At 39.0% G+C, this 19,071-nt stretch carries 15 protein-coding genes, 1 tRNA gene and 1 CRISPR repeat array; of the genes, 7 read left to right on the top strand and 9 right to left on the bottom strand.

Annotation, left to right across the window (positions count from 1 at the left end; translation table 11 throughout):
- Positions 1-23: 23 nt before the first annotated feature.
- Complete coding sequence (locus OW157_RS03880) at positions 24-1,319, top strand: YjiH family protein (RefSeq protein ID WP_268752023.1); 1,296 nt, start codon at positions 24-26, stop codon at positions 1,317-1,319.
- A 390-nt stretch (positions 1,320-1,709) separates the two neighbouring features.
- Here the strand turns inward: OW157_RS03880 and gloA2 are convergent, their stop codons facing one another.
- Entirely contained in the window at positions 1,710-2,090 is a 381-nt protein-coding gene (gene gloA2 / locus OW157_RS03885) for an SMU1112c/YaeR family gloxylase I-like metalloprotein (RefSeq protein WP_268752024.1), read from the bottom strand.
- A gap of 161 nt (positions 2,091-2,251) precedes the next feature.
- Here gloA2 and OW157_RS03890 point away from each other — a divergent pair, with 161 nt between their 5' ends.
- Positions 2,252-3,511, top strand: a complete 1,260-nt coding sequence (locus OW157_RS03890) for an amidohydrolase family protein (protein WP_268752025.1) — start codon at positions 2,252-2,254, stop codon at positions 3,509-3,511.
- Between the two features lie 65 nt (positions 3,512-3,576).
- Here OW157_RS03890 and OW157_RS03895 read toward each other — a convergent pair whose 3' ends face one another.
- From OW157_RS03895 to cas9, 5 genes are all read right to left on the bottom strand, one after another.
- A complete protein-coding gene (locus tag OW157_RS03895; protein ID WP_268752026.1) occupies positions 3,577-4,089 on the bottom strand; it encodes an acyl-CoA thioesterase in 513 nt (170 codons plus the stop codon).
- A 152-nt stretch (positions 4,090-4,241) separates the two neighbouring features.
- Positions 4,242-7,325: direct repeats of the CRISPR family, unit length 36 nt; unit sequence GATTTAGTACCATTCAAAACTACACAGCTCTAAAAC.
- Between the two features lie 102 nt (positions 7,326-7,427).
- Positions 7,428-8,087 (bottom strand): type II-A CRISPR-associated protein Csn2, encoded by a 660-nt coding sequence (gene csn2 / locus OW157_RS03900; protein WP_268752027.1) that lies wholly within the window; start codon positions 8,085-8,087, stop codon positions 7,428-7,430.
- Positions 8,077-8,418, bottom strand: coding sequence for a CRISPR-associated endonuclease Cas2 (gene cas2 / locus OW157_RS03905; protein WP_268752028.1), 342 nt, complete (start codon positions 8,416-8,418; stop codon positions 8,077-8,079). Before cas2 ends, csn2 begins: the two co-directional genes overlap by 11 nt.
- Entirely contained in the window at positions 8,415-9,281 is an 867-nt protein-coding gene (gene cas1 / locus OW157_RS03910) for a type II CRISPR-associated endonuclease Cas1 (protein WP_268752029.1), read from the bottom strand. Before cas1 ends, cas2 begins: the two co-directional genes overlap by 4 nt.
- Complete coding sequence (cas9, locus tag OW157_RS03915) at positions 9,263-13,330, bottom strand: type II CRISPR RNA-guided endonuclease Cas9 (protein ID WP_268752030.1); 4,068 nt, start codon at positions 13,328-13,330, stop codon at positions 9,263-9,265. Before cas9 ends, cas1 begins: the two co-directional genes overlap by 19 nt.
- 367 nt (positions 13,331-13,697) lie before the next feature.
- Here cas9 and OW157_RS03920 point away from each other — a divergent pair, with 367 nt between their 5' ends.
- From OW157_RS03920 to OW157_RS03940, 5 genes are all read left to right on the top strand, one after another.
- A complete protein-coding gene (locus OW157_RS03920; RefSeq protein WP_268752031.1) occupies positions 13,698-14,000 on the top strand; it encodes a rhodanese-like domain-containing protein in 303 nt (100 codons plus the stop codon).
- Between the two features lie 188 nt (positions 14,001-14,188).
- Positions 14,189-14,261, top strand: a tRNA-Ala gene (locus tag OW157_RS03925).
- Positions 14,262-14,462: 201 nt separating this feature from the next.
- Positions 14,463-14,822, top strand: coding sequence for a GntR family transcriptional regulator (locus OW157_RS03930; protein WP_268752032.1), 360 nt, complete (start codon positions 14,463-14,465; stop codon positions 14,820-14,822).
- On the top strand, positions 14,806-15,669 hold the full coding sequence (locus tag OW157_RS03935) for an ATP-binding cassette domain-containing protein (protein ID WP_268752033.1): 864 nt from the start codon (positions 14,806-14,808) through the stop codon (positions 15,667-15,669). Before OW157_RS03930 ends, OW157_RS03935 begins: the two co-directional genes overlap by 17 nt.
- Positions 15,662-16,300, top strand: a complete 639-nt coding sequence (locus OW157_RS03940) for a hypothetical protein (protein ID WP_268752034.1) — start codon at positions 15,662-15,664, stop codon at positions 16,298-16,300. Before OW157_RS03935 ends, OW157_RS03940 begins: the two co-directional genes overlap by 8 nt.
- Positions 16,301-16,320: 20 nt before the next feature.
- On the opposite strand, the gene OW157_RS03945 is transcribed toward OW157_RS03940, so the two are convergent.
- The 3 genes from OW157_RS03945 to OW157_RS03955 form a co-directional block, all read right to left on the bottom strand.
- A complete protein-coding gene (locus tag OW157_RS03945; RefSeq protein ID WP_268752035.1) occupies positions 16,321-16,845 on the bottom strand; it encodes a nuclease-related domain-containing protein in 525 nt (174 codons plus the stop codon).
- Between the two features lie 236 nt (positions 16,846-17,081).
- Positions 17,082-17,939 carry a fructosamine kinase family protein gene (locus tag OW157_RS03950; protein WP_268752036.1) on the bottom strand — a complete coding sequence of 286 codons (858 nt, stop codon included), beginning with the start codon at positions 17,937-17,939 and terminating at the stop codon, positions 17,082-17,084.
- A gap of 176 nt (positions 17,940-18,115) precedes the next feature.
- Entirely contained in the window at positions 18,116-19,069 is a 954-nt protein-coding gene (locus tag OW157_RS03955; protein ID WP_268752037.1) for a ZinT/AdcA family metal-binding protein, read from the bottom strand.
- Positions 19,070-19,071: the final 2 nt, after the last annotated feature.

Raw genomic sequence — 19,071 nt, forward strand, 5'->3', positions numbered from 1 at the left:
AGCAGACTAAGGAGGTCATCGCTATGAACAGACAGTCACGTAATGCTTTTCGATTTATTATTTATTCTTTGTTTGGCATTTTTATGTTCTTCGTTCCTATTGAAATTGCTGCAGTTAATTCCATTCCCCTAGACCATTTGGTATCCCTTATTCGTGATGTGCCCATGTTTGAGTTAGTCTATGGGAGTTTACTTATTATCATCGGAACTTTGCTCCCCTTTATAAGGAAAACTTGGAACAAAGATAAAGTCACCATGGTCTTATCCTTGATCCAATTAACAGCGATTCCTTTCTTAATCTTCTATCTCTTTAAGATTGGTCCTCAAGCTTTATTAGCTGATGATATGATTCCCTTTATCTTCGAAAGTATCGTCGTCCCTGTTACCACGATCATCCCCATTGGTTCTGTCTTTCTTGCCTTTATTGTAGGCTATGGATTAATGGAATATATCGGGGTGTTAATGCGTCCTATCATGGTACCGCTCTTCAAAACACCTGGTCGATCAGCAGTCGATGCCGTTGCCTCGTTCGTTGGGTCTTATTCGATCGCCCTTCTACTCACTAATCGGGTTTATCGAGAAGGACGCTATACTGACAAGGAAGCTGCGATTATTGCGACTGGATTTTCTACTGTGTCTGCTACTTTCATGATTATCGTGGCTAAAACCGCTGGACTCATGGACCAATGGCTACTTTATTTCACGACCACAATTATAGTGACCTTCACTGTCACTATTTTAACCACACGTCTCTATCCACTCGCTTCCTTCCCAGAAAACTACTTTGAAGGCCAAGCCGGTAAGGTGGAACAGGATGTACAAGGCAATCGCTTCAAAGCCGCTTGGGAAGAAGCCATGGAAGTTGCAGACCGCGCTCCTAGCTTAGGCGAAAACGTGCTTTCTAATCTTAGAGATGGCTTCAATATGGCACTAAAAATTGCGCCATCCCTTATGTCGGTTGGAATTATTGCCCTAATCATTGCAAACTATACGCCGTTCTTCGATATATTGGGTTATATCTTCTATCCTTTTACCTGGTTGCTCCAATTACCAGAACCCATGCTAGCTGCCAAAGCAGCTTCCCTAAGCATCGCGGAAATGTTCTTACCTTCATTATTGGTTGTAGATGCCGATCCAGTAGTCCAATACGTCATTGCTATTGTTTGTATCTCAGAGATTCTTTTCTTCTCTGCATCAATTCCTTGTATCATGTCGACTGATATCCCCTTGAAACTAAAAGATTACCTGATTATTTGGTTTGAACGAGTGGTCTTATCATTAATTATTGCCACTCCAATTGTTTACTGGTTGTTTGTTTAATCAGACTAGTCAAAATTCCAATAAATTCAAAAAGCTGGGCTAAAATGCCCAGCTTTTTGCGTTGAATGAACATTTATCTCTTAGTTGGGCTCTGAAAAACAGGACTGACATACGTTTCCGTCCTAACGCTTTTCATCACACCCTGCTTAGTCGAGCTCGCAATCGCAGGGCCGGCGTCCATTTCTGAATAAGCCATCAAAATAGCTTTCACTATTTTTTGTCTCATTCCGATATGGTCCGTCCCTTAACGCGATTGACTCACATCCTTTTTAGTCGAGTTCTGAAATGCAACTCCTTCGACTGTTTCCTAAAGACGTTTGGATAGGCTTCACCTATCCGTCACACTTTAGTCCAACAGCTCGGAGCTCCCGCATTTCATCTCATCCTTTTTTACTCATGAATTTCAATCGGTAAGCCATCCGGATCATGGAAGAAGGTCATGGCTTTGTAATCTTGACTGTCATAACGAACCGGTTCACAGTTTATGCCTTTGCTAAGCAAGTCGGCGACGCATGCTGACACATCATCAACTTTAAAGGCCAAGTGACGCAAACCCAAAGCTTCTGGATAAGATAGTCGCTTGGGAGCGTCAGCCTTAACAAATAACTCCAAATGACAATCGCCTTGCACCAAGTCGCATTTAATATCAGCTTTTTCAGGTCGTTTATTTTCATTAATCACTGTAAAACCTAAGTGTTCACAATAAAAATTTTTACTCGCTTCCAGGTCAGATACAATTATTGCAATATGATGAATATGAGAAAATTTCATTAAACGACCTCCTTTAAAACTCAAAATAAGCTTAGCCAAGGCTAACTGCTTTGTCAATATAATTGACACAAAAATAAAGATTGCCAAAAATCTGGACCCTCTAGAAATTTAGCATAAATAGGGGTATAGTGAATATGATATATTTACTAGGAGGTCTTATGATGAAGAAAAAATTAATCAATGCCAAAATTTACAAACATCCCGATGCCTCAGAAGTCTTAATTGAGGATGGCAAGTTTCTAGCCATTGGCAACAATCTACCCAATGCCGACACGACTATCGACTTAGAAGGTCGCCTTATCTTGCCGCCCTATGTGGACTCCCACCTCCATCTTGACTATTATTTCACTGGCCAAGACGAACGGGTCAAAAACGAATCCGGCACTCTGTTCGAAGCCATCGATTTATGGAATGACTACAAAAAAGGCACCACTAAAGAAGAAATGAAACAACGGATCTACCAAGCAGTGCACGATGTGGCTAGCTATGGGACCCAGTACATCCGTGCCCAAACCGACTGTACCGATCCTAACTTGAGTGGTATCAAGGCAGCCTTAGAAGTAAGAGACGAACTCAAAGACAAAATTACGATCCAGGTGGTCGCTTTTCCACAAAATGGAATGTATTCCTACTATGAAGACGGCAAGTCTGGTCGTGATCTCGTTGAAGAAGCCTTACAACTCGGAGCAGATTGTGTTGGTGGCATCCCCCACAATGAATGGTCCCGTGATGACGGCATCCAATCTGTTAAGGAGATTGTTCGTTTAGCTATCGCCTATGACAAACTCATCGATGTCCACTGTGATGAGACCGATGATGACCAAGCCCGTTTCCTAGAAGCCCTCAATGCCGAAGCGATGAAACAAGGATACGGCAAGTCAACCACCGCTTCCCATACCTGCTCATTTGGCTCAGTCAACGACGCCTACGCCTTCCGTATGATGGGGCTCTTCAAACAATCAGGATTAAACTTTGTCGCCTGCCCAACAGAAAACCTCTTCCTTCAAGGCCGGCAAGACAGCTATCCTAAACGCCGTGGTCTCACCCGGGTCAAAGAATTTGTCGACAACCAGATCAATGTCGCCTTTGGACAAGATTCCATTGTTGACTTATGGTATCCTGCCGGCTCAGGTAATTTGATGAATGTCCTTGATAACGGCATCCACGCCAGCCAATTGATGCGTGAAGAAGACTTCCCACGTAACTTCGATTTGATCACCTATAACGGCGCCCAACTCATGCAAATTGACGACTACGGTATCGAAGTGGGTAATTCTGCCAACTATATCGTCCTCGATGCGAACTCTCCCTTCGACGCCCAAAGACGCCGCGTAGACTGCCTTGCCTCTGTTCGTCAAGGTGAATTGCTCTTCAAACGCCAAGCAGCCCGGATGGAACAAGAACTGAAATTAAACGAATAGAAAAACAAGCGACATAAAAACTCCCTCTAAAGTCTTTACTTAGAGGGAGTTTTCTAATATATGAATTAGTCATTTTCACCTTCAACACGGGCTTGCAAAACCTCTAAGGTCGGTGCAAAACTTTGGCGTTCTTCTTTAATCCGGGCTTTCCGTTGGGCATAACCAGCCAGCAACTGTTCTTCAATGGCGGTTTCTGCTTGGATCTGAGGCATTTGGAAATCATCAGGAGCAAGAACCACACAAGTCGCAAAGGCGGTAAAGGCCAGAATTCTTTGGTTTGTTTCACCGCGCTCAACATAAATCTGCACAAAGACTTCAGCTGACCGGTTCCCGGTCCCGGTAATAATGGCCTCCGTTGTAACAATGTCTCCTGTATCCACTGGGGACAGATAATTAACGGAATTAAAAGAAGCCGTCACCCCACCATATCCTGTGTGACGTTTGAAACACGCACCAGCCGTATCATCTGCCCAATAGGCCAAAACACCACCATGCGTATTGTTTCGCGAATTCGCATCTCGTGGATTTGCTAACACTGTACGGATCGTTCGTGACTCACTGATTTTCTTGGTTGCCATAGCTAATTTCCTTTCCAGATAAAAAAGATATACATCCTAGTTCTTTCCTTACTCGTCGTTTGACGACCTTACTAGAATAATACTTTTCGCTGGATTAACCAAGTGTTGCGCTCAGGAAAAAGAAAAACCCGAGAAAATTTCTCGGGTTTCCAAAAATATTATTATTCAAAACTACACAGCTCTAAAACAAGCGTTTGAGTCATAGGTAAACCGTTTAGGATTTAGTACCATTCAAAACTACACAGCTCTAAAACGAGAACTCGACCCCGATATTTCTTCCAGTCAGATTTAGTACCATTCAAAACTACACAGCTCTAAAACTACCGCTTAACTGACCATTGACATTTTTAAGATTTAGTACCATTCAAAACTACACAGCTCTAAAACAGAGGGCGGAAGCACCTTAGAGGGCTTTGCAGATTTAGTACCATTCAAAACTACACAGCTCTAAAACAGCTTGTGTGGCCATTCGGCGGTTTAATTCGATTTAGTACCATTCAAAACTACACAGCTCTAAAACTTTAGTTTATCTCTCCTTTTTCGTATAAGAGATTTAGTACCATTCAAAACTACACAGCTCTAAAACTTTACTTTAAGGATATGATCAAGTGACCGCTGATTTAGTACCATTCAAAACTACACAGCTCTAAAACAAGAAATGGGTGTGATTTATATGAGCTATGGGATTTAGTACCATTCAAAACTACACAGCTCTAAAACAGCCAAGGAAGCTATCAAATCAGTCGGTGAAGATTTAGTACCATTCAAAACTACACAGCTCTAAAACAGTAAGCATGTGCCGTTGATTGCTATTGTCAGATTTAGTACCATTCAAAACTACACAGCTCTAAAACTATCTTCGATTTCTGGAACCGTAAATGTTCGATTTAGTACCATTCAAAACTACACAGCTCTAAAACATGATTTTATGATTAAACATATCATCAACTGATTTAGTACCATTCAAAACTACACAGCTCTAAAACTCACCCGTCATATTAATTGAACGGTCAATAGATTTAGTACCATTCAAAACTACACAGCTCTAAAACTGTAAAATCATTATCAGTCAGCACTTGATAGATTTAGTACCATTCAAAACTACACAGCTCTAAAACCATATTTTTGTGGAAATGAGTAAAACTCAGGATTTAGTACCATTCAAAACTACACAGCTCTAAAACGCATGAAGCATTACGCCATCACCAGCATAAGATTTAGTACCATTCAAAACTACACAGCTCTAAAACGGTTTAATAAAACTCAAATCATCAAAACAAGATTTAGTACCATTCAAAACTACACAGCTCTAAAACAAGACGACTTTTGTTTTAACTTTACTTAAAGATTTAGTACCATTCAAAACTACACAGCTCTAAAACAGCTAAGCAGCGATTAGTCTATGAGCAAATGATTTAGTACCATTCAAAACTACACAGCTCTAAAACACACCTTAAAGCGCATATAAAACTTTTCTTGATTTAGTACCATTCAAAACTACACAGCTCTAAAACATAACAAAGTTAGTGAGACTGCTGAGGGGAGATTTAGTACCATTCAAAACTACACAGCTCTAAAACGCAGATGAACAACGGCAATTTTTTGAAGCGGATTTAGTACCATTCAAAACTACACAGCTCTAAAACAGACCGCATGGCCTCCACAATTCGCCATAAGATTTAGTACCATTCAAAACTACACAGCTCTAAAACTATTGGCCAATAGACTCCATCGTTGTCACTGATTTAGTACCATTCAAAACTACACAGCTCTAAAACTTACAAGATACACTATTTAAACTCGCTGAAGATTTAGTACCATTCAAAACTACACAGCTCTAAAACGAGTTGCTTGCAGTATTGGTGTTCGAATCAGATTTAGTACCATTCAAAACTACACAGCTCTAAAACAAACAGGTATAAATATACTCGAATTGATTTAAGATTTAGTACCATTCAAAACTACACAGCTCTAAAACCATATTTTTGTGGAAATGAGTAAAACTCAGGATTTAGTACCATTCAAAACTACACAGCTCTAAAACGCATGAAGCATTACGCCATCACCAGCATAAGATTTAGTACCATTCAAAACTACACAGCTCTAAAACGGTTTAATAAAACTCAAATCATCAAAACAAGATTTAGTACCATTCAAAACTACACAGCTCTAAAACAAGACGACTTTTGTTTTAACTTTACTTAAAGATTTAGTACCATTCAAAACTACACAGCTCTAAAACAGCTAAGCAGCGATTAGTCTATGAGCAAATGATTTAGTACCATTCAAAACTACACAGCTCTAAAACACACCTTAAAGCGCATATAAAACTTTTCTTGATTTAGTACCATTCAAAACTACACAGCTCTAAAACATAACAAAGTTAGTGAGACTGCTGAGGGGAGATTTAGTACCATTCAAAACTACACAGCTCTAAAACGCAGATGAACAACGGCAATTTTTTGAAGCGGATTTAGTACCATTCAAAACTACACAGCTCTAAAACAGACCGCATGGCCTCCACAATTCGCCATAAGATTTAGTACCATTCAAAACTACACAGCTCTAAAACTATTGGCCAATAGACTCCATCGTTGTCACTGATTTAGTACCATTCAAAACTACACAGCTCTAAAACTTACAAGATACACTATTTAAACTCGCTGAAGATTTAGTACCATTCAAAACTACACAGCTCTAAAACGAGTTGCTTGCAGTATTGGTGTTCGAATCAGATTTAGTACCATTCAAAACTACACAGCTCTAAAACAAACAGGTATAAATATACTCGAATTGATTTAAGATTTAGTACCATTCAAAACTACACAGCTCTAAAACAGCGTTTGTCAGGTGTGGGCGGAAGCCCACGGATTTAGTACCATTCAAAACTACACAGCTCTAAAACAAACTTTTGACCTTAGTCAACTGTTTGGCGGATTTAGTACCATTCAAAACTACACAGCTCTAAAACAAGAAGATTGGACGAGTTACTGGAAAAAAGGATTTAGTACCATTCAAAACTACACAGCTCTAAAACATAAGGGTGCGCTGATACTCGGCTCAAAAGGATTTAGTACCATTCAAAACTACACAGCTCTAAAACTAAACTGTGTAAAGTAACTAAAGGATTGATGATTTAGTACCATTCAAAACTACACAGCTCTAAAACTGACTGTGCTTGCTGTTACATTAAGTTTATTGATTTAGTACCATTCAAAACTACACAGCTCTAAAACCTCGCAGCTGGAAATTTCGTAATCGCGCCATTCACCCACAGCTGGGTTTCCGTCTTGAACAGTACTCATTATTAACTTTTCAAAGAACTTTTCTCATCTCTATTATACCATATCTTCAAATAGAAAATAATCTTCATCTAACAAATATTGCGTCATTCCAGCAACTTTACGTGGCTCGATAAACAAAACATCAATCTGTCGCAAGGAAATTTCTTCTTGCAATGATTCTTTTTCACCCACAGTCAGATAAGACAAAGCATTAATAAAGACTAGCAATTTTTTCTTAGGTAAATAATGATAAACGTCCAAAATCGACAACATAGTATCGAATATTGTTTTGACATCATCATTTAATCGCAAATCGAATCCTTTAAACACATGTTTTATATCAGGCTCATTAATACTAATATCTAGTTCATGAGTCACTGTTAGGTCTTTCAACACAATAGCAACATCACTAATCACTTTTTCGATAAAGGTTTTTGTCTCTAAATCTTCATTCAACTGTCTTTCCAAGTCTTGGTAAATTGCTTTCAAAACGGGAGTAGAATTTAAATTATAGGATAAGATATCAGTAATTAACATCACTTCATTTTCTGATAAGCGGTCTTGATTATCAAAGAATAGTTTTAACTGACCATTAGAATCATAATTATAAAATGCTTCCACTAATTGCGCGAATACTCTGGTATCCAATATCGTAAAAATCGTTTGCCCGCGGATACTTAGCGGTTGATCAAGAATCTCAATATTAAGTTTCATCACTATCATCACCTAAAATAACAATTCGACTATCACTATTGGCTATCCGAGTATCCCTTTCTCCAGACAAATAAATCATACGAGCGAATTGCTTCTCTGTCACACTCAATAAAGTCACCAGTCCATTACTAGGCACCCTTGCTTGCAAACGATCAACTAAAGATTTCTTATTTGTATCGTTGAGAAAAATCTTACTATATACCGAAAACTGATGCATAATAAAGCCTTCATCTAAAAGGAACTTGCGAAATTTACGATAATTTTTCCGATCATCTGCAGTTAGAGTAGGTAAATCAAACATTAACAATAGTCGCATATATCGATAACTCATATCCTAAATTCAGGAATCCTTTCCTCATCAGCATTTAAGTGTTTAATTACTCGTTTCGTATAGTCGCTGACGATATTAGTTAAATACATATTCTTATTTTTATAAGAGTATGTTTGAGAAAACAGCTCCAACAAATCTCGTTTAACAAGCGGAAATTCTTCTTCACGATGATAGTAAACAATCTCATCAACCAACACTCGAAATGGCTCCATCAAATCACTAGCAAAATTAAATTCGTTAAATTGGTTGGTATGCATAAGTCCCAATTGAGTGACACAACCATTAAGGACAATTTCACGAGCAAACATGCTCATTAATAAGGTATAACCATAATTCAAGCTAGCATTAAGATCAGAATCAGTCCGCCGGGAGAATTGATTACCAAATAAGCCATTAAAATAGAGACGAGCCGCATGGGCTTCGCGATTACTTGGATCTTTAGTGGTTAAATTCATACTAAATTCACATAATCGCTCTGCCCGCTCGTGATCATTTAAATCAGATAAAAATTGTGCTTGATTGCTTATTTTTTGCTTTACAATATCAGTCCATACCTTATCCTTTAAGTTATCAGCCCAGAGCATTTGCTTCTTCAGTTGACTAGAACTATTGTATCGTCCATAGAAAGGAGATAACAAAGCTTTGGGTAACCGTTTATCATCACAGAAAATCACTAATATCTGTTCATCTACCAACCGCTTAATCAACATAGTTGTCAGCGTGATATCCGTTGTTTCTAGAATCAATTGGTCAATTTCAGATAAATGAATGAGCTCTGTCCTATAAGCATCTTTGAAGACGAGATGGTTGTTCTTATAGGACAGTTTTGAATGGGTATTAACAACTACTGTCCGCCATCCCATGAATCCTCACCTAATTCCACTCGTGTTTCATAGAGACCGGTAATTGACTGATAGATAATTTCTGCCTCTTCTAAACGATTAACACTCGTATAACGTTTTCTTGGGATTTTTTGGCCTAAGAAATTGAAATCACTAGGTGCTCCTGCCGCTGTTAGGGTAAATAAGGAAATAAATGATTCGGCTAGTTCTTTCACTGATTTAACATCAGTGATTTGATACTTATCATAAGCTGCTTTTATTTTAGCAACATTTGCATCAGCATCGATGTACTGATCAGCGAAATCTAGGATAAGCGTTAGTAAGTCATCAAACATTGATAGATTAGCATTTACTATTTCAAAACTTTTTGGTGATTCAATCTCATCATAGTGATGAAGGTGATAGACAAAGTTTGTTAAGTGTTGTGGTAAGGCCATTTGATTTGCCTTTTGTAATTCCCCACCATTAGTTGTTGCTTTACTAGCACCAGTAATCAACCGTTGCTCACCATTAGAAAATTCAAGTAAGGAATAAAATTTAAGTTTTTGTATAACCTCAGGGGATTGGAAACCTACTGCCACCAAGTAACTTTTTGGATTTTCCTCAAAGGCTTGTCTATCTAAATGCGTCACACCAAAGCCAGTGTAATTTATTTGGCCTTTTTTACCCTTCTTATGTTTGACGATAACAAAATACGCTTTGCTTTCTTCAATAAATCCACCATAATATTTAGGATTCAAATGGTTCGCAATAGGAATTAATTTATCGGAATCCCCTTTTGGTTGAATGGTTTCTTTGTAGAGTTGCCCTGTATTTTCTTCAACCTTCTTAACGATATTAATTTGTTTTGAACTTAAGACTTGTTTGATGGTTTTAATATCTTGAGCTTTATTCCAGAATACTTCACCTGATTCTTCATCACTGATTCTATCTTCAGTAAAGCCTTTCATTAGGTTAGTCATTTGAATTTTTTTAGCAGTTGCTCGATTGGCTATTCGCTTGCTTTGATAACGGTAATTGCCATAGACAAATTCATCTGACAAATTAGGATACATGGCTAAGAGCTTAGTACCAATCACTGCATTTAGATAAGCATCGTGGGCATGATGGTAATCATTAACCTCCCGTACCTTAAAGAGAGAAAACTCTTTTCGGAATTGGCTGGCTAGACTTGATTTTAATAAGATAATCTTGGTTTCTTTCTCATTATTTTCTTCTTTGCCATTGAAGCGTTCGTCCAATATATTAGCCACATGTTTGGTAATTTGACGGGTTTCGACCAATTGGCGTTTCAAGAAGTGTGCCTTGTCTCCTTCAGTTAGTCCGCCACGTTCGATTTTGGTTAAATTATCATATTTTCGTTGACTAATTGCCCCTGCTCTTAATAGACGTTGCCAAACGCCCTTTTGTTTATTAACAACCGTCGAACTCGGCACATCGTCTGATTTACCACGGTTGTCACTAGACGCGGTTAAAACCTTATTATCAATGGAGTTGTCCGTTGTGAAGCTACGCGGAATAATATGGTCAATATCATAATTGGATAATTGATTATAATCAAGCTCTGCACCAGTGTACATATCGCGCCCATTTTGTAAATAATACAAATAAAGTCGGTCTTTTCTAAGATCTTCATTTTTCTCAACCGGATAATCTTTTAGAATAGTACTACCTAATTCTTTGACAACATCTTGTAATTTGTTGAGGCGTTGTCTCGATTGCCGTCTACCATAATCAGTCGTTTGGTTTTCCCGTGCCATTTCTACTACTATATTTTTAGGTGCATAACCCATAATAGCGACCACTTCTTCGACAATCTTAAGGCTTTGGAGAATACCTTTCTTAATAGCTGGACTACCAGGTAAGTCAGCAACAATGTCCGCAAAGGATTGATCTAAGTCCACTACTTGATGTTCTTTAATCGTATCTTTAAAAGATAAGTTTTCATCATTAATCAATTGCATAAGGTTTCGATTAGGATGACGTGGACTACCATCGTCTTCAATCAAGAAATCTAGGATGGTTTTCTGGCTGGCTTCATCGCGAATGCCATTGATTAATTTAGCTGATAAACGACCCCAACCCGTATAATGTTTACGAGATAAAGCTTTAATTGTTTTAGAATCCAAGATATCATTAAATTGTTCTAATTGACGTTGGCACATTTTACGATCTTCAAAGACAGTAATAATTTTGACAATTTCTTCTAGAATAGCATCATATTGTGGGTCATCTAACAGATTTCGCATACCTGGAATTTTGGCCAAATCGTAATAGGTAGAGTAGTTGGCATTAAATTTACTATCAATACCTTCAATAATTGGTGAATCCATATGGTAGTTATTTTCTAAGAATTTGATTAATTGTTTTTCACTAACATTGGCATGTTGTTTAAATAAACCATTAAAGATTTCTTGTTTTTCTTCACCAGAGAAATTATGTTTTTCGCCTCGTTCATCGGTATAACTAACCTTAGTCAATTCATTATATATAGTATATTTTTGATAGAGCAGGCTCCGTTTCGGAAGTACCTTTTCGTCAGGAAGGTAGGTATCATAATTCGTCAGATTCTCAATAAATTTAACGGCTGATTGATCTAAATCAACAAGTTCTGAGAAATTCCATGGCATTAACGCGTCATCAGATTTTCGTGACAACCATGAAAACTCACTTTGATCTTTATTTTTAGCTAGTGGTCCCACATAATAGGGAATTCTAAAGGTCACTAAAGATTCCATTTTATCTTGATATTCTTTTAAGAAAGGATAAAATTGGCTTTGCTGGTCAATAATGGCGCGCATTTCAGCTAAGTGAACTTGATGAGGGATGACTCCATTATAGAAGGAACGTTGTTTTCTCAAGAAAAGTTCTCTATCCATTAAGTCTTCAAAATATTCTGCCCCATCAATCCCTTTAATTTGTTTGCCAACAAATTTATAAAAATCTTCTTGGCTGGCTTTGCCATCAATATAGCCCGCATAACCATTCTTAGAAGAATCATTAAAGGTTTCCTTATATTTTTTAGGCAAATGATGACGCACAAAGGCTTTATACTTCGCTAAATCTTCTCCATGTTGGTCATAGAAAGCAATCATTTGAGCAGATAGTTTGGCATTAGTCTGGTGGTCTGACGCACTCAAAATTTGCGCTAATTCCATGGCATCATAAACTGCTTTGGCTCTTAGGAATAATTCTCGATAATCTTCGCCAATAATAGCTAATAAGGCTTCTAAGTCTTCTTCATAAGTTTCTTTGCTTAAATTTAACGGTGCCTTTTCTTCTAAATCAAATGCTTTTTTGAAGTCAGCATTATTTCCTACAATTAATTTAATGAATAAGGCAAAGGTATCGGATTTTTTTACTGCTTCGAACTGGTCAATAATGCGCTCAAATTTTTTGGTTCGAGATACTTTTTGCCGTAATAATTGATCAACTTCTGCAACTTGGCTTTCTGTCCAGTCGACATTTTGATCAAGTGGCGCAAAAATCTCATTGTATTTTTCAATAAAAGCTCGAAAAGTGTCAACAATTGAAACATTATTCAAATCTAGTTTTCCTTCAACAAGGAAGTTCCCACGATATTTGACTATATGCGCCAAGGCCAAATAAACAAGACGTAAATCAAATTGTTCTTCTGAATCAGCCAAAGCCTTACGTAAATGATAGATGGTTGGATAGTTGTCATGATAAGCAACTTCTTCCTCTAAAGATCCAAATACTGGATGAGCATCAGAAGATTTCTCCTCTGGAATCAGGAAGCTATCCGTTAACCGCTGAAAGAAATCGGAATCAATAGCGTCCATTTCTTGGGCAAAAAAACCTTGCAACAATTTTAATCGAAAACGACGACGCTCATAGCGACGACGAGCTTGCCTTTTTAAACGAGTACTTTCAGCAGTTTCACCTGCGTCAAAGAGACGACTTCCCCAGAAATTTTTCTTCTTATGGTGGATGTCAGTGTTCCCTTTAACCTTCATTCGTTTGCGAACCAAGGTCAAGTCATCCTTAATAACTGACCAACCCACCGAGTTAGTTCCAATATCTAGTCCAATAGTATAATCGTTCTTCATAAGTTTCCTCCTAAATAATATTTTCGACCTGTTGACAAAAGTAATAGTAAGCAGTTATAATACATTTGTTAGTATCATTCGAAACTACACAGCAAGTTAAAATAAGGCTATGTCCGTTTCCAACTAATGTGGCGCTGTCTCGGCGCTTTTTTTATTGCCTGTAACTATTATTTGGTAAGTGATACGTTCATTTTACCGAAATATCTATTGTTTGACTAGGCTTTTAAGCAATAAAATCAAACGATTTTTCATCCTTCCACTTTTGCAAAAACGTTATATGGAATGATGCCCTAATTTACCTCCCCTCAGCACATCATTTGCTTATTTAACCAATAAGGGCTATGCTATGGCTAAGGAGGTTGATACAATGAAACAAGTAACAGTTGAAGAATTCCATCAAATTGTACAAGACGGTCAAGCACCTAACATTTTGGATGTACGTCCTAAAGAACTCTATGACAAGGGCCATGTTCCTGGTGCTGTTCACTTCCCACTATCTGAAATCGAAGACAATCTCGACAAATTAGACAAAGACAAAGCTTATTATGTGATTTGTCATGATGGTAAAGGGTCCAAGCAAGGAACTAAAATCCTTGACCAACATGGCTTTGATGCTACAAATGTTGAAAAAGGTGTTCCCGACTACCCAGGTGAATTAGAAACTGCCTAATTAATAAGTACCTATGACTATTAAGGTTAGAACCATGCGTTCTAGCCTTTTTTATTGGCATTGGGTCAGTCACAGATGCGATATCCTGATTCTGATTATTTTTAGGCAATATAGGATTATACCTAAAAAAATTACTCATAGCCTATTGACTTGCCCACGTAAAAGCTATAGAATAAATATATTGTTTTGGGGGCGTAGCTCAGTTGGGAGAGCGCTACACTGGCAGTGTAGAGGTCGTCGGTTCGAGCCCGATCGTCTCCATAATTTAATTTTTATTGTTAACACCCATTTAAGCGAATGCTTAAATGGGTTTTTTTGTCTTTATTTTTATTTTTTCTTGACAAGAGGGAAGTATTCGTTATACTTAAGTTGTAAGTTGGTTAGTTACTTGACTAACTAACCAGTTAGGTGACTAAGCTGTGTTAATTATTACTAGTATTTAATTTAAAAAGGAGGTTGGCTATGGAAATCCCTATCTTCTTACAGATTTCGCAATTCATTGAAGATGAAATTATGTCGGGCGCCTTGTCGTCTCATGATAAGGTGCCGTCCATGAATGAGTTTGCGCGTAACATGGAAGTGAATCCCGCTACTGCTGGTAAAGGACTTAATGCCTTAGTGGTAAAGGGAGTCCTTTACAAGAAACGGGGAGTGGGGATGTTTGTGACTCCTGAAGCCAAAGACATCATCACTCAAGAACGACGCCAACATTTCATTGAGCAGAGTGTTCCGGCCTTTGTGAAAGAAGGACGCGCTCTAAGTTTAAATGATGAAGAACTCAGTCAATTGATTAAGGAGGCCTACCATGCTACAGACAGTTAATATCAACAAGACATATAAAAACCAGCCGGTGCTAAAGGATGTCAGCATTGATTTCACCAATGAAACTGGTATCTATGGTTTACTCGGACGTAACGGAGTTGGTAAAACCACACTTATGCAAATTATTGCTAATCAAATCACCCGTTACCAAGGTCAGGTTAACTTTGATAAGGAAAATGTCCGTACGAATAGCCAAGCCTTAGGTCAGATTACCCTTTTCGGTAATGGCTTCAACAAGGATAACCGGATATTATCGGAAAAATTAGGCGCTACGGTTCGTTATTACGACCAAGTCATCGCTGATTTCGATAAGGATACTGCCCTAGCACTGATGCAGCACTTTAAGCTGGACCCTAAAATGAAATACCGCAAACTTTCGACCGGAAACAAAACCATCTTTCAAAATATTCTGGGGATTTCTACCCGCACCCCCGTGGTGATTTTGGATGAACCAACTAATGGCCTGGATTCAGTGAATCGTAAAGAATTTTTCCAAACTTTGATGGAGGAATACACGAATCACCCACGTTTGTTTATTATTTCAACCCATCTCATTTCCGAGGTTGAAAATTACTTAACAGATATCATCATTCTAAAGGATGGCAAAGTTATCGTTCAGGATACGATTGAAAGTCTTCAAGGACAAAGCTTCCGGGTCAGTAATTACGATGGCGACCTACCTGGCGTTCTAGCTAGCCAAAAGATGGGGTCCGTTTTACGGCGAGATATCTACGCTAATATCACTCATGAAACCCTTGCGAACATCAGAAACCAAGGTGGCAAAGTTGAACCACTCAGCATTCAGACACTCTTTAATCATTTAGTTGGAGGCGATGATCATGAATAAAATGGGCAAACTATTACTGGTAGGTACCGAACGACTTGGACGTCAACTCGTCAACTACTTACTTATTATTATTCTAGGAACAGCAGCACTATCAGGTTTACTTTTCTTCTTCACCGCTTCATCTGGTGACTGGATAAGTGACTTCCTTTATCCTGCTTGGGATTTTCTAAAATATATCGTCCGTATCCTTCTGATAATACTCAGTATGACTGTAGGTGAAGAGTTATTTGACACGGCTTTGCGCTTAGGGGTTAACCGACAAAACTTTTTCGTCGGCCTCTTGGCTTGGTTAGCTGGCATTAGCCTATTGACCGCCTTACTAGGCATAAGTAATAACAACGACCCTTTCCTATTAACTTTTTTCAGTGACTTTATTTTGATCATCGTTGCTAATATCATTAGCCTACTGATTTATAAATTTTCTAGCCAGACCATGCTACTCTGGGGAATGTTTGGGCTTGCATTTTTCGGATTTATTTTTGGAATTGTCATTGGCTATATCTCTGATACCGTCCTCGTATCCACTATTATGCAATATGTCAATGACTATCCATACCTAGCCACAATCTTAGGCATCTTCATCACTAGTCTGATTCTCCATCAACAAACCCAACGTCTAAACGTACATTAGATAAATTTCCATCCCCTCCACTAGTTAATTAGTGGAGGGTTTCGTTTGGAGGGGTGGATTTGATTCCGTGTCAGGATGGCAAAGTCTTCCTGGCTATCCCATTCGACTTCACCATTGGGATGGATAAAGACCATGGCAGCTTCTACAACTAGCTTGGGGTCGACACTATGCGCTAATTTTTTTACAATGCGGAGGCGGTTGCGCATAGCTGCCATTTGGTCGGCACGCAGGTCTTCGCCTCGTAGTCGACAGCGCTGGTCTTGATAGGTCATTAAGCCGTTATAATTTTTCACTTCGACTAGTAACCAAAAGTTAGCAGTCAGTGCGATAAAGTCGCATTGGGTAAGCCCAGCAAATTCCAAGGTGACATCATGGAGTATGGTGACTACTTGGGGTAAGTCTTCTACCAGTAATTCTTCCATAGTCTTTTCTCCTTGCATTCCCTTTTCTTGCCAACTCCATTCTCGTTCCAAATCCGCTTTGTTTGATAATAGTTTTCGGGCTTGCATTTCTTTCAAAAGGGCCAATCGTTTAATCCCAGCCATCTTACTCTCTCCCTTTCCATGAAAAATCTCTCCTATCTATAAATACGTAGTGAAAGTAGATTTCCGCCTATTGAATAACTCCCTCGTCTCTAAAAAAGCTGACTCAAAAAAGTACCAGTCTCTCTAGTAAATCCTCTTAAAGGATGCCCTTCTAGCTAATCACCAAACAAGATAAAGCTGACCTAAAACAGCACAAAAAAACCAGAGTCCTAAAGACTCTGGTTGGTGTCGCTAAACTATTTCTCTGCAAGAATATGGTTAAGACTTTGCTTGACTGATCCCGCATAAATTTGGCCAAATTTTAATAAATGGATCATGAAGAGATAGAGTCGGTAAAATTCTAAACGTAATTGGTAACCATCTTCTAGGGGCAAAATTTCACTATAAGCTTGATAAAACTCTTCGGTGTAGCCACCAAAGACAGTGGTGATGCCCAAATCGAATTCGCGGTCCCCATAGAGCGGACTAGGGTCAAACAAGGCCGGTGCACCATCGCTAAGGAACATGTAGTTTCCTGCCCAGAGGTCGCCATGAACTAAGACCGCTTGGCTAGCATGATTGTCTAAGGCTTCCACCATGACTTGACGTGCTTCTTGATAACGTGCCATATCATCTTCACTCCATAACCCTTGGTCTAATAAGGCTTGGCTGAGTTGGTCCATGCGCTCATTGATAAAGAGTTCCCGCCAGGAATCAGTCCATTGGTTGGCAAAGGAAATGGCAGCTCCTGCATAAGGGTAGTCAAAACCAAATTGGCCATTTGGACTGGAAACTTGATGGAGTTTGGCTACTAATTGACCAAGTTCAGCTTGGCTTCCTTGGTGGCCTTCTTCTAAATAAGATAAGAGTAGGTAAGCATCACCAGCAGCTTGGCCATGAGCAATCACACGTGGTCCTCGAATACCATGCTCCTCAAAAAGTTCTAAGCCAACTATTTCTGCGGTATAGAAACTTTCCGAGGCATTAGCCTGAACCAATAAGAAGTAATCCTCTTTATCGGTGATGACATGGTAGGCTGCATTAACATCCCCACCACTCACTGGCTTTAATTCCTTAATTCCTTCAATAGGAAGTTCCTTAATAATCTCTTGCACACGAGGTCACCCTTTCTAAACTTGTGTTTCCTTATCATTATAACAAGTTTTCTGACTCAGGGTAAAATGACACCCTTGCAGGACTTCCGCTAAAATTTGCGTTGCAACAGTTTCAACTTGAATAAAAAGCAAGTGCGTTGCCAAAGAAAAGTATTCAAATAAAGGCGCTCGGTCGATTAGTGATGTAATTGATCGTCTAGAATTTGGTCACCATCCCAGCCTGCTGGGTAGAATGTTGGCCAGTTATCCATTTCCTTAGCTAATTCATCATGAGAATCATTAGAGAAGAAAATATGGAAATGGTGCACATCTTCAGTAGGGGCAATGTTGTGATCGGAGAATTGGACCGATTCGAAGGCTTCCTCGTCGCCACCAACCTTGGTAAATAGGGCCCGAACACCACGGTTCCCTTTTTCGTAGTCAAGAATCTTGCTACCGGCAGCTTCATATTCACCAGTCACTTCGCTACCATCTTCTTTGATAAAGGTAATTTTATTGTCTTTGATTTTAATTTCCTTGATATCCGTTTGGTAACCGGTAGTGTAATAATCCTTGTAGTCATCAGCTGTTTTTTCGCCGTCACTTTCCAAGGCTTTGATTTCCATGACAGGGTCAAGCGTGCCATCTTCTAAGTATGGGAAAACTGATTGCCAGTCGCCTTGCCAGTCTTCTAAGGTCCGGTCCGCAACTTGGTCGTCTTTAAAGTAACCGGCTTGAATTTTTTGTTTGGCTTCGCGTTCTGCTTTCAAATTGGGGTTGTCTTTCAAGTACTGGTCGATTTCTTTTTGCTCATCATCACTGACTTCAGAAACCGGCACTTCATGGTAGTGATCACCATGGGCAACGATATAATTATCGCCCTCACGATCGACAACAGTTTCAGTTGAAACGGTGACATCATGGTCATGGTTATGGTCGTGAGCTTCTTCATGGGCATGGTCGTGATCATGATTTCCTTCATCATGAGTATGATCGTGCCCTTCTTCAATCTTACTGCCTTGATCTTGGTTAGCAACTTCTTGACTAGTAGCATCTTCAGCAGCAGTGTCGGCATTGTCAGTTGCTTGCTGATTGGCACAAGCAGCGAGCACCAAGGCAGCGGATAGGGTTAATAGTAACTGTTTTTTCATCA

The organism is Aerococcus kribbianus, from assembly GCF_026805545.1.
Classification (GTDB): domain Bacteria; phylum Bacillota; class Bacilli; order Lactobacillales; family Aerococcaceae; genus Aerococcus; species Aerococcus kribbianus.

Bases quoted from the DNA above. Each gene is read 5' to 3' on its own strand.
- gloA2 (WP_268752024.1), bottom strand. From the start codon at position 2,090: ATGAAATTTTCTCATATTCATCATATTGCAATAATTGTATCTGACCTG.
- OW157_RS03955 (WP_268752037.1), bottom strand. From the start codon at position 19,069: ATGAAAAAACAGTTACTATTAACCCTATCCGCTGCCTTGGTGCTCGCT.
- cas9 (WP_268752030.1), bottom strand. From the start codon at position 13,330: ATGAAGAACGATTATACTATTGGACTAGATATTGGAACTAACTCGGTG.
- cas2 (WP_268752028.1), bottom strand. From the start codon at position 8,418: ATGAGTTATCGATATATGCGACTATTGTTAATGTTTGATTTACCTACT.
- OW157_RS03920 (WP_268752031.1), top strand. From the start codon at position 13,698: ATGAAACAAGTAACAGTTGAAGAATTCCATCAAATTGTACAAGACGGT.
- OW157_RS03945 (WP_268752035.1), bottom strand. From the start codon at position 16,845: ATGGCTGGGATTAAACGATTGGCCCTTTTGAAAGAAATGCAAGCCCGA.
- OW157_RS03895 (WP_268752026.1), bottom strand. From the start codon at position 4,089: ATGGCAACCAAGAAAATCAGTGAGTCACGAACGATCCGTACAGTGTTA.
- OW157_RS03930 (WP_268752032.1), top strand. From the start codon at position 14,463: ATGGAAATCCCTATCTTCTTACAGATTTCGCAATTCATTGAAGATGAA.
- csn2 (WP_268752027.1), bottom strand. From the start codon at position 8,087: ATGAAACTTAATATTGAGATTCTTGATCAACCGCTAAGTATCCGCGGG.
- OW157_RS03940 (WP_268752034.1), top strand. From the start codon at position 15,662: ATGAATAAAATGGGCAAACTATTACTGGTAGGTACCGAACGACTTGGA.
- cas1 (WP_268752029.1), bottom strand. From the start codon at position 9,281: ATGGGATGGCGGACAGTAGTTGTTAATACCCATTCAAAACTGTCCTAT.
- OW157_RS03880 (WP_268752023.1), top strand. From the start codon at position 24: ATGAACAGACAGTCACGTAATGCTTTTCGATTTATTATTTATTCTTTG.
- OW157_RS03935 (WP_268752033.1), top strand. From the start codon at position 14,806: ATGCTACAGACAGTTAATATCAACAAGACATATAAAAACCAGCCGGTG.
- OW157_RS03890 (WP_268752025.1), top strand. From the start codon at position 2,252: ATGAAGAAAAAATTAATCAATGCCAAAATTTACAAACATCCCGATGCC.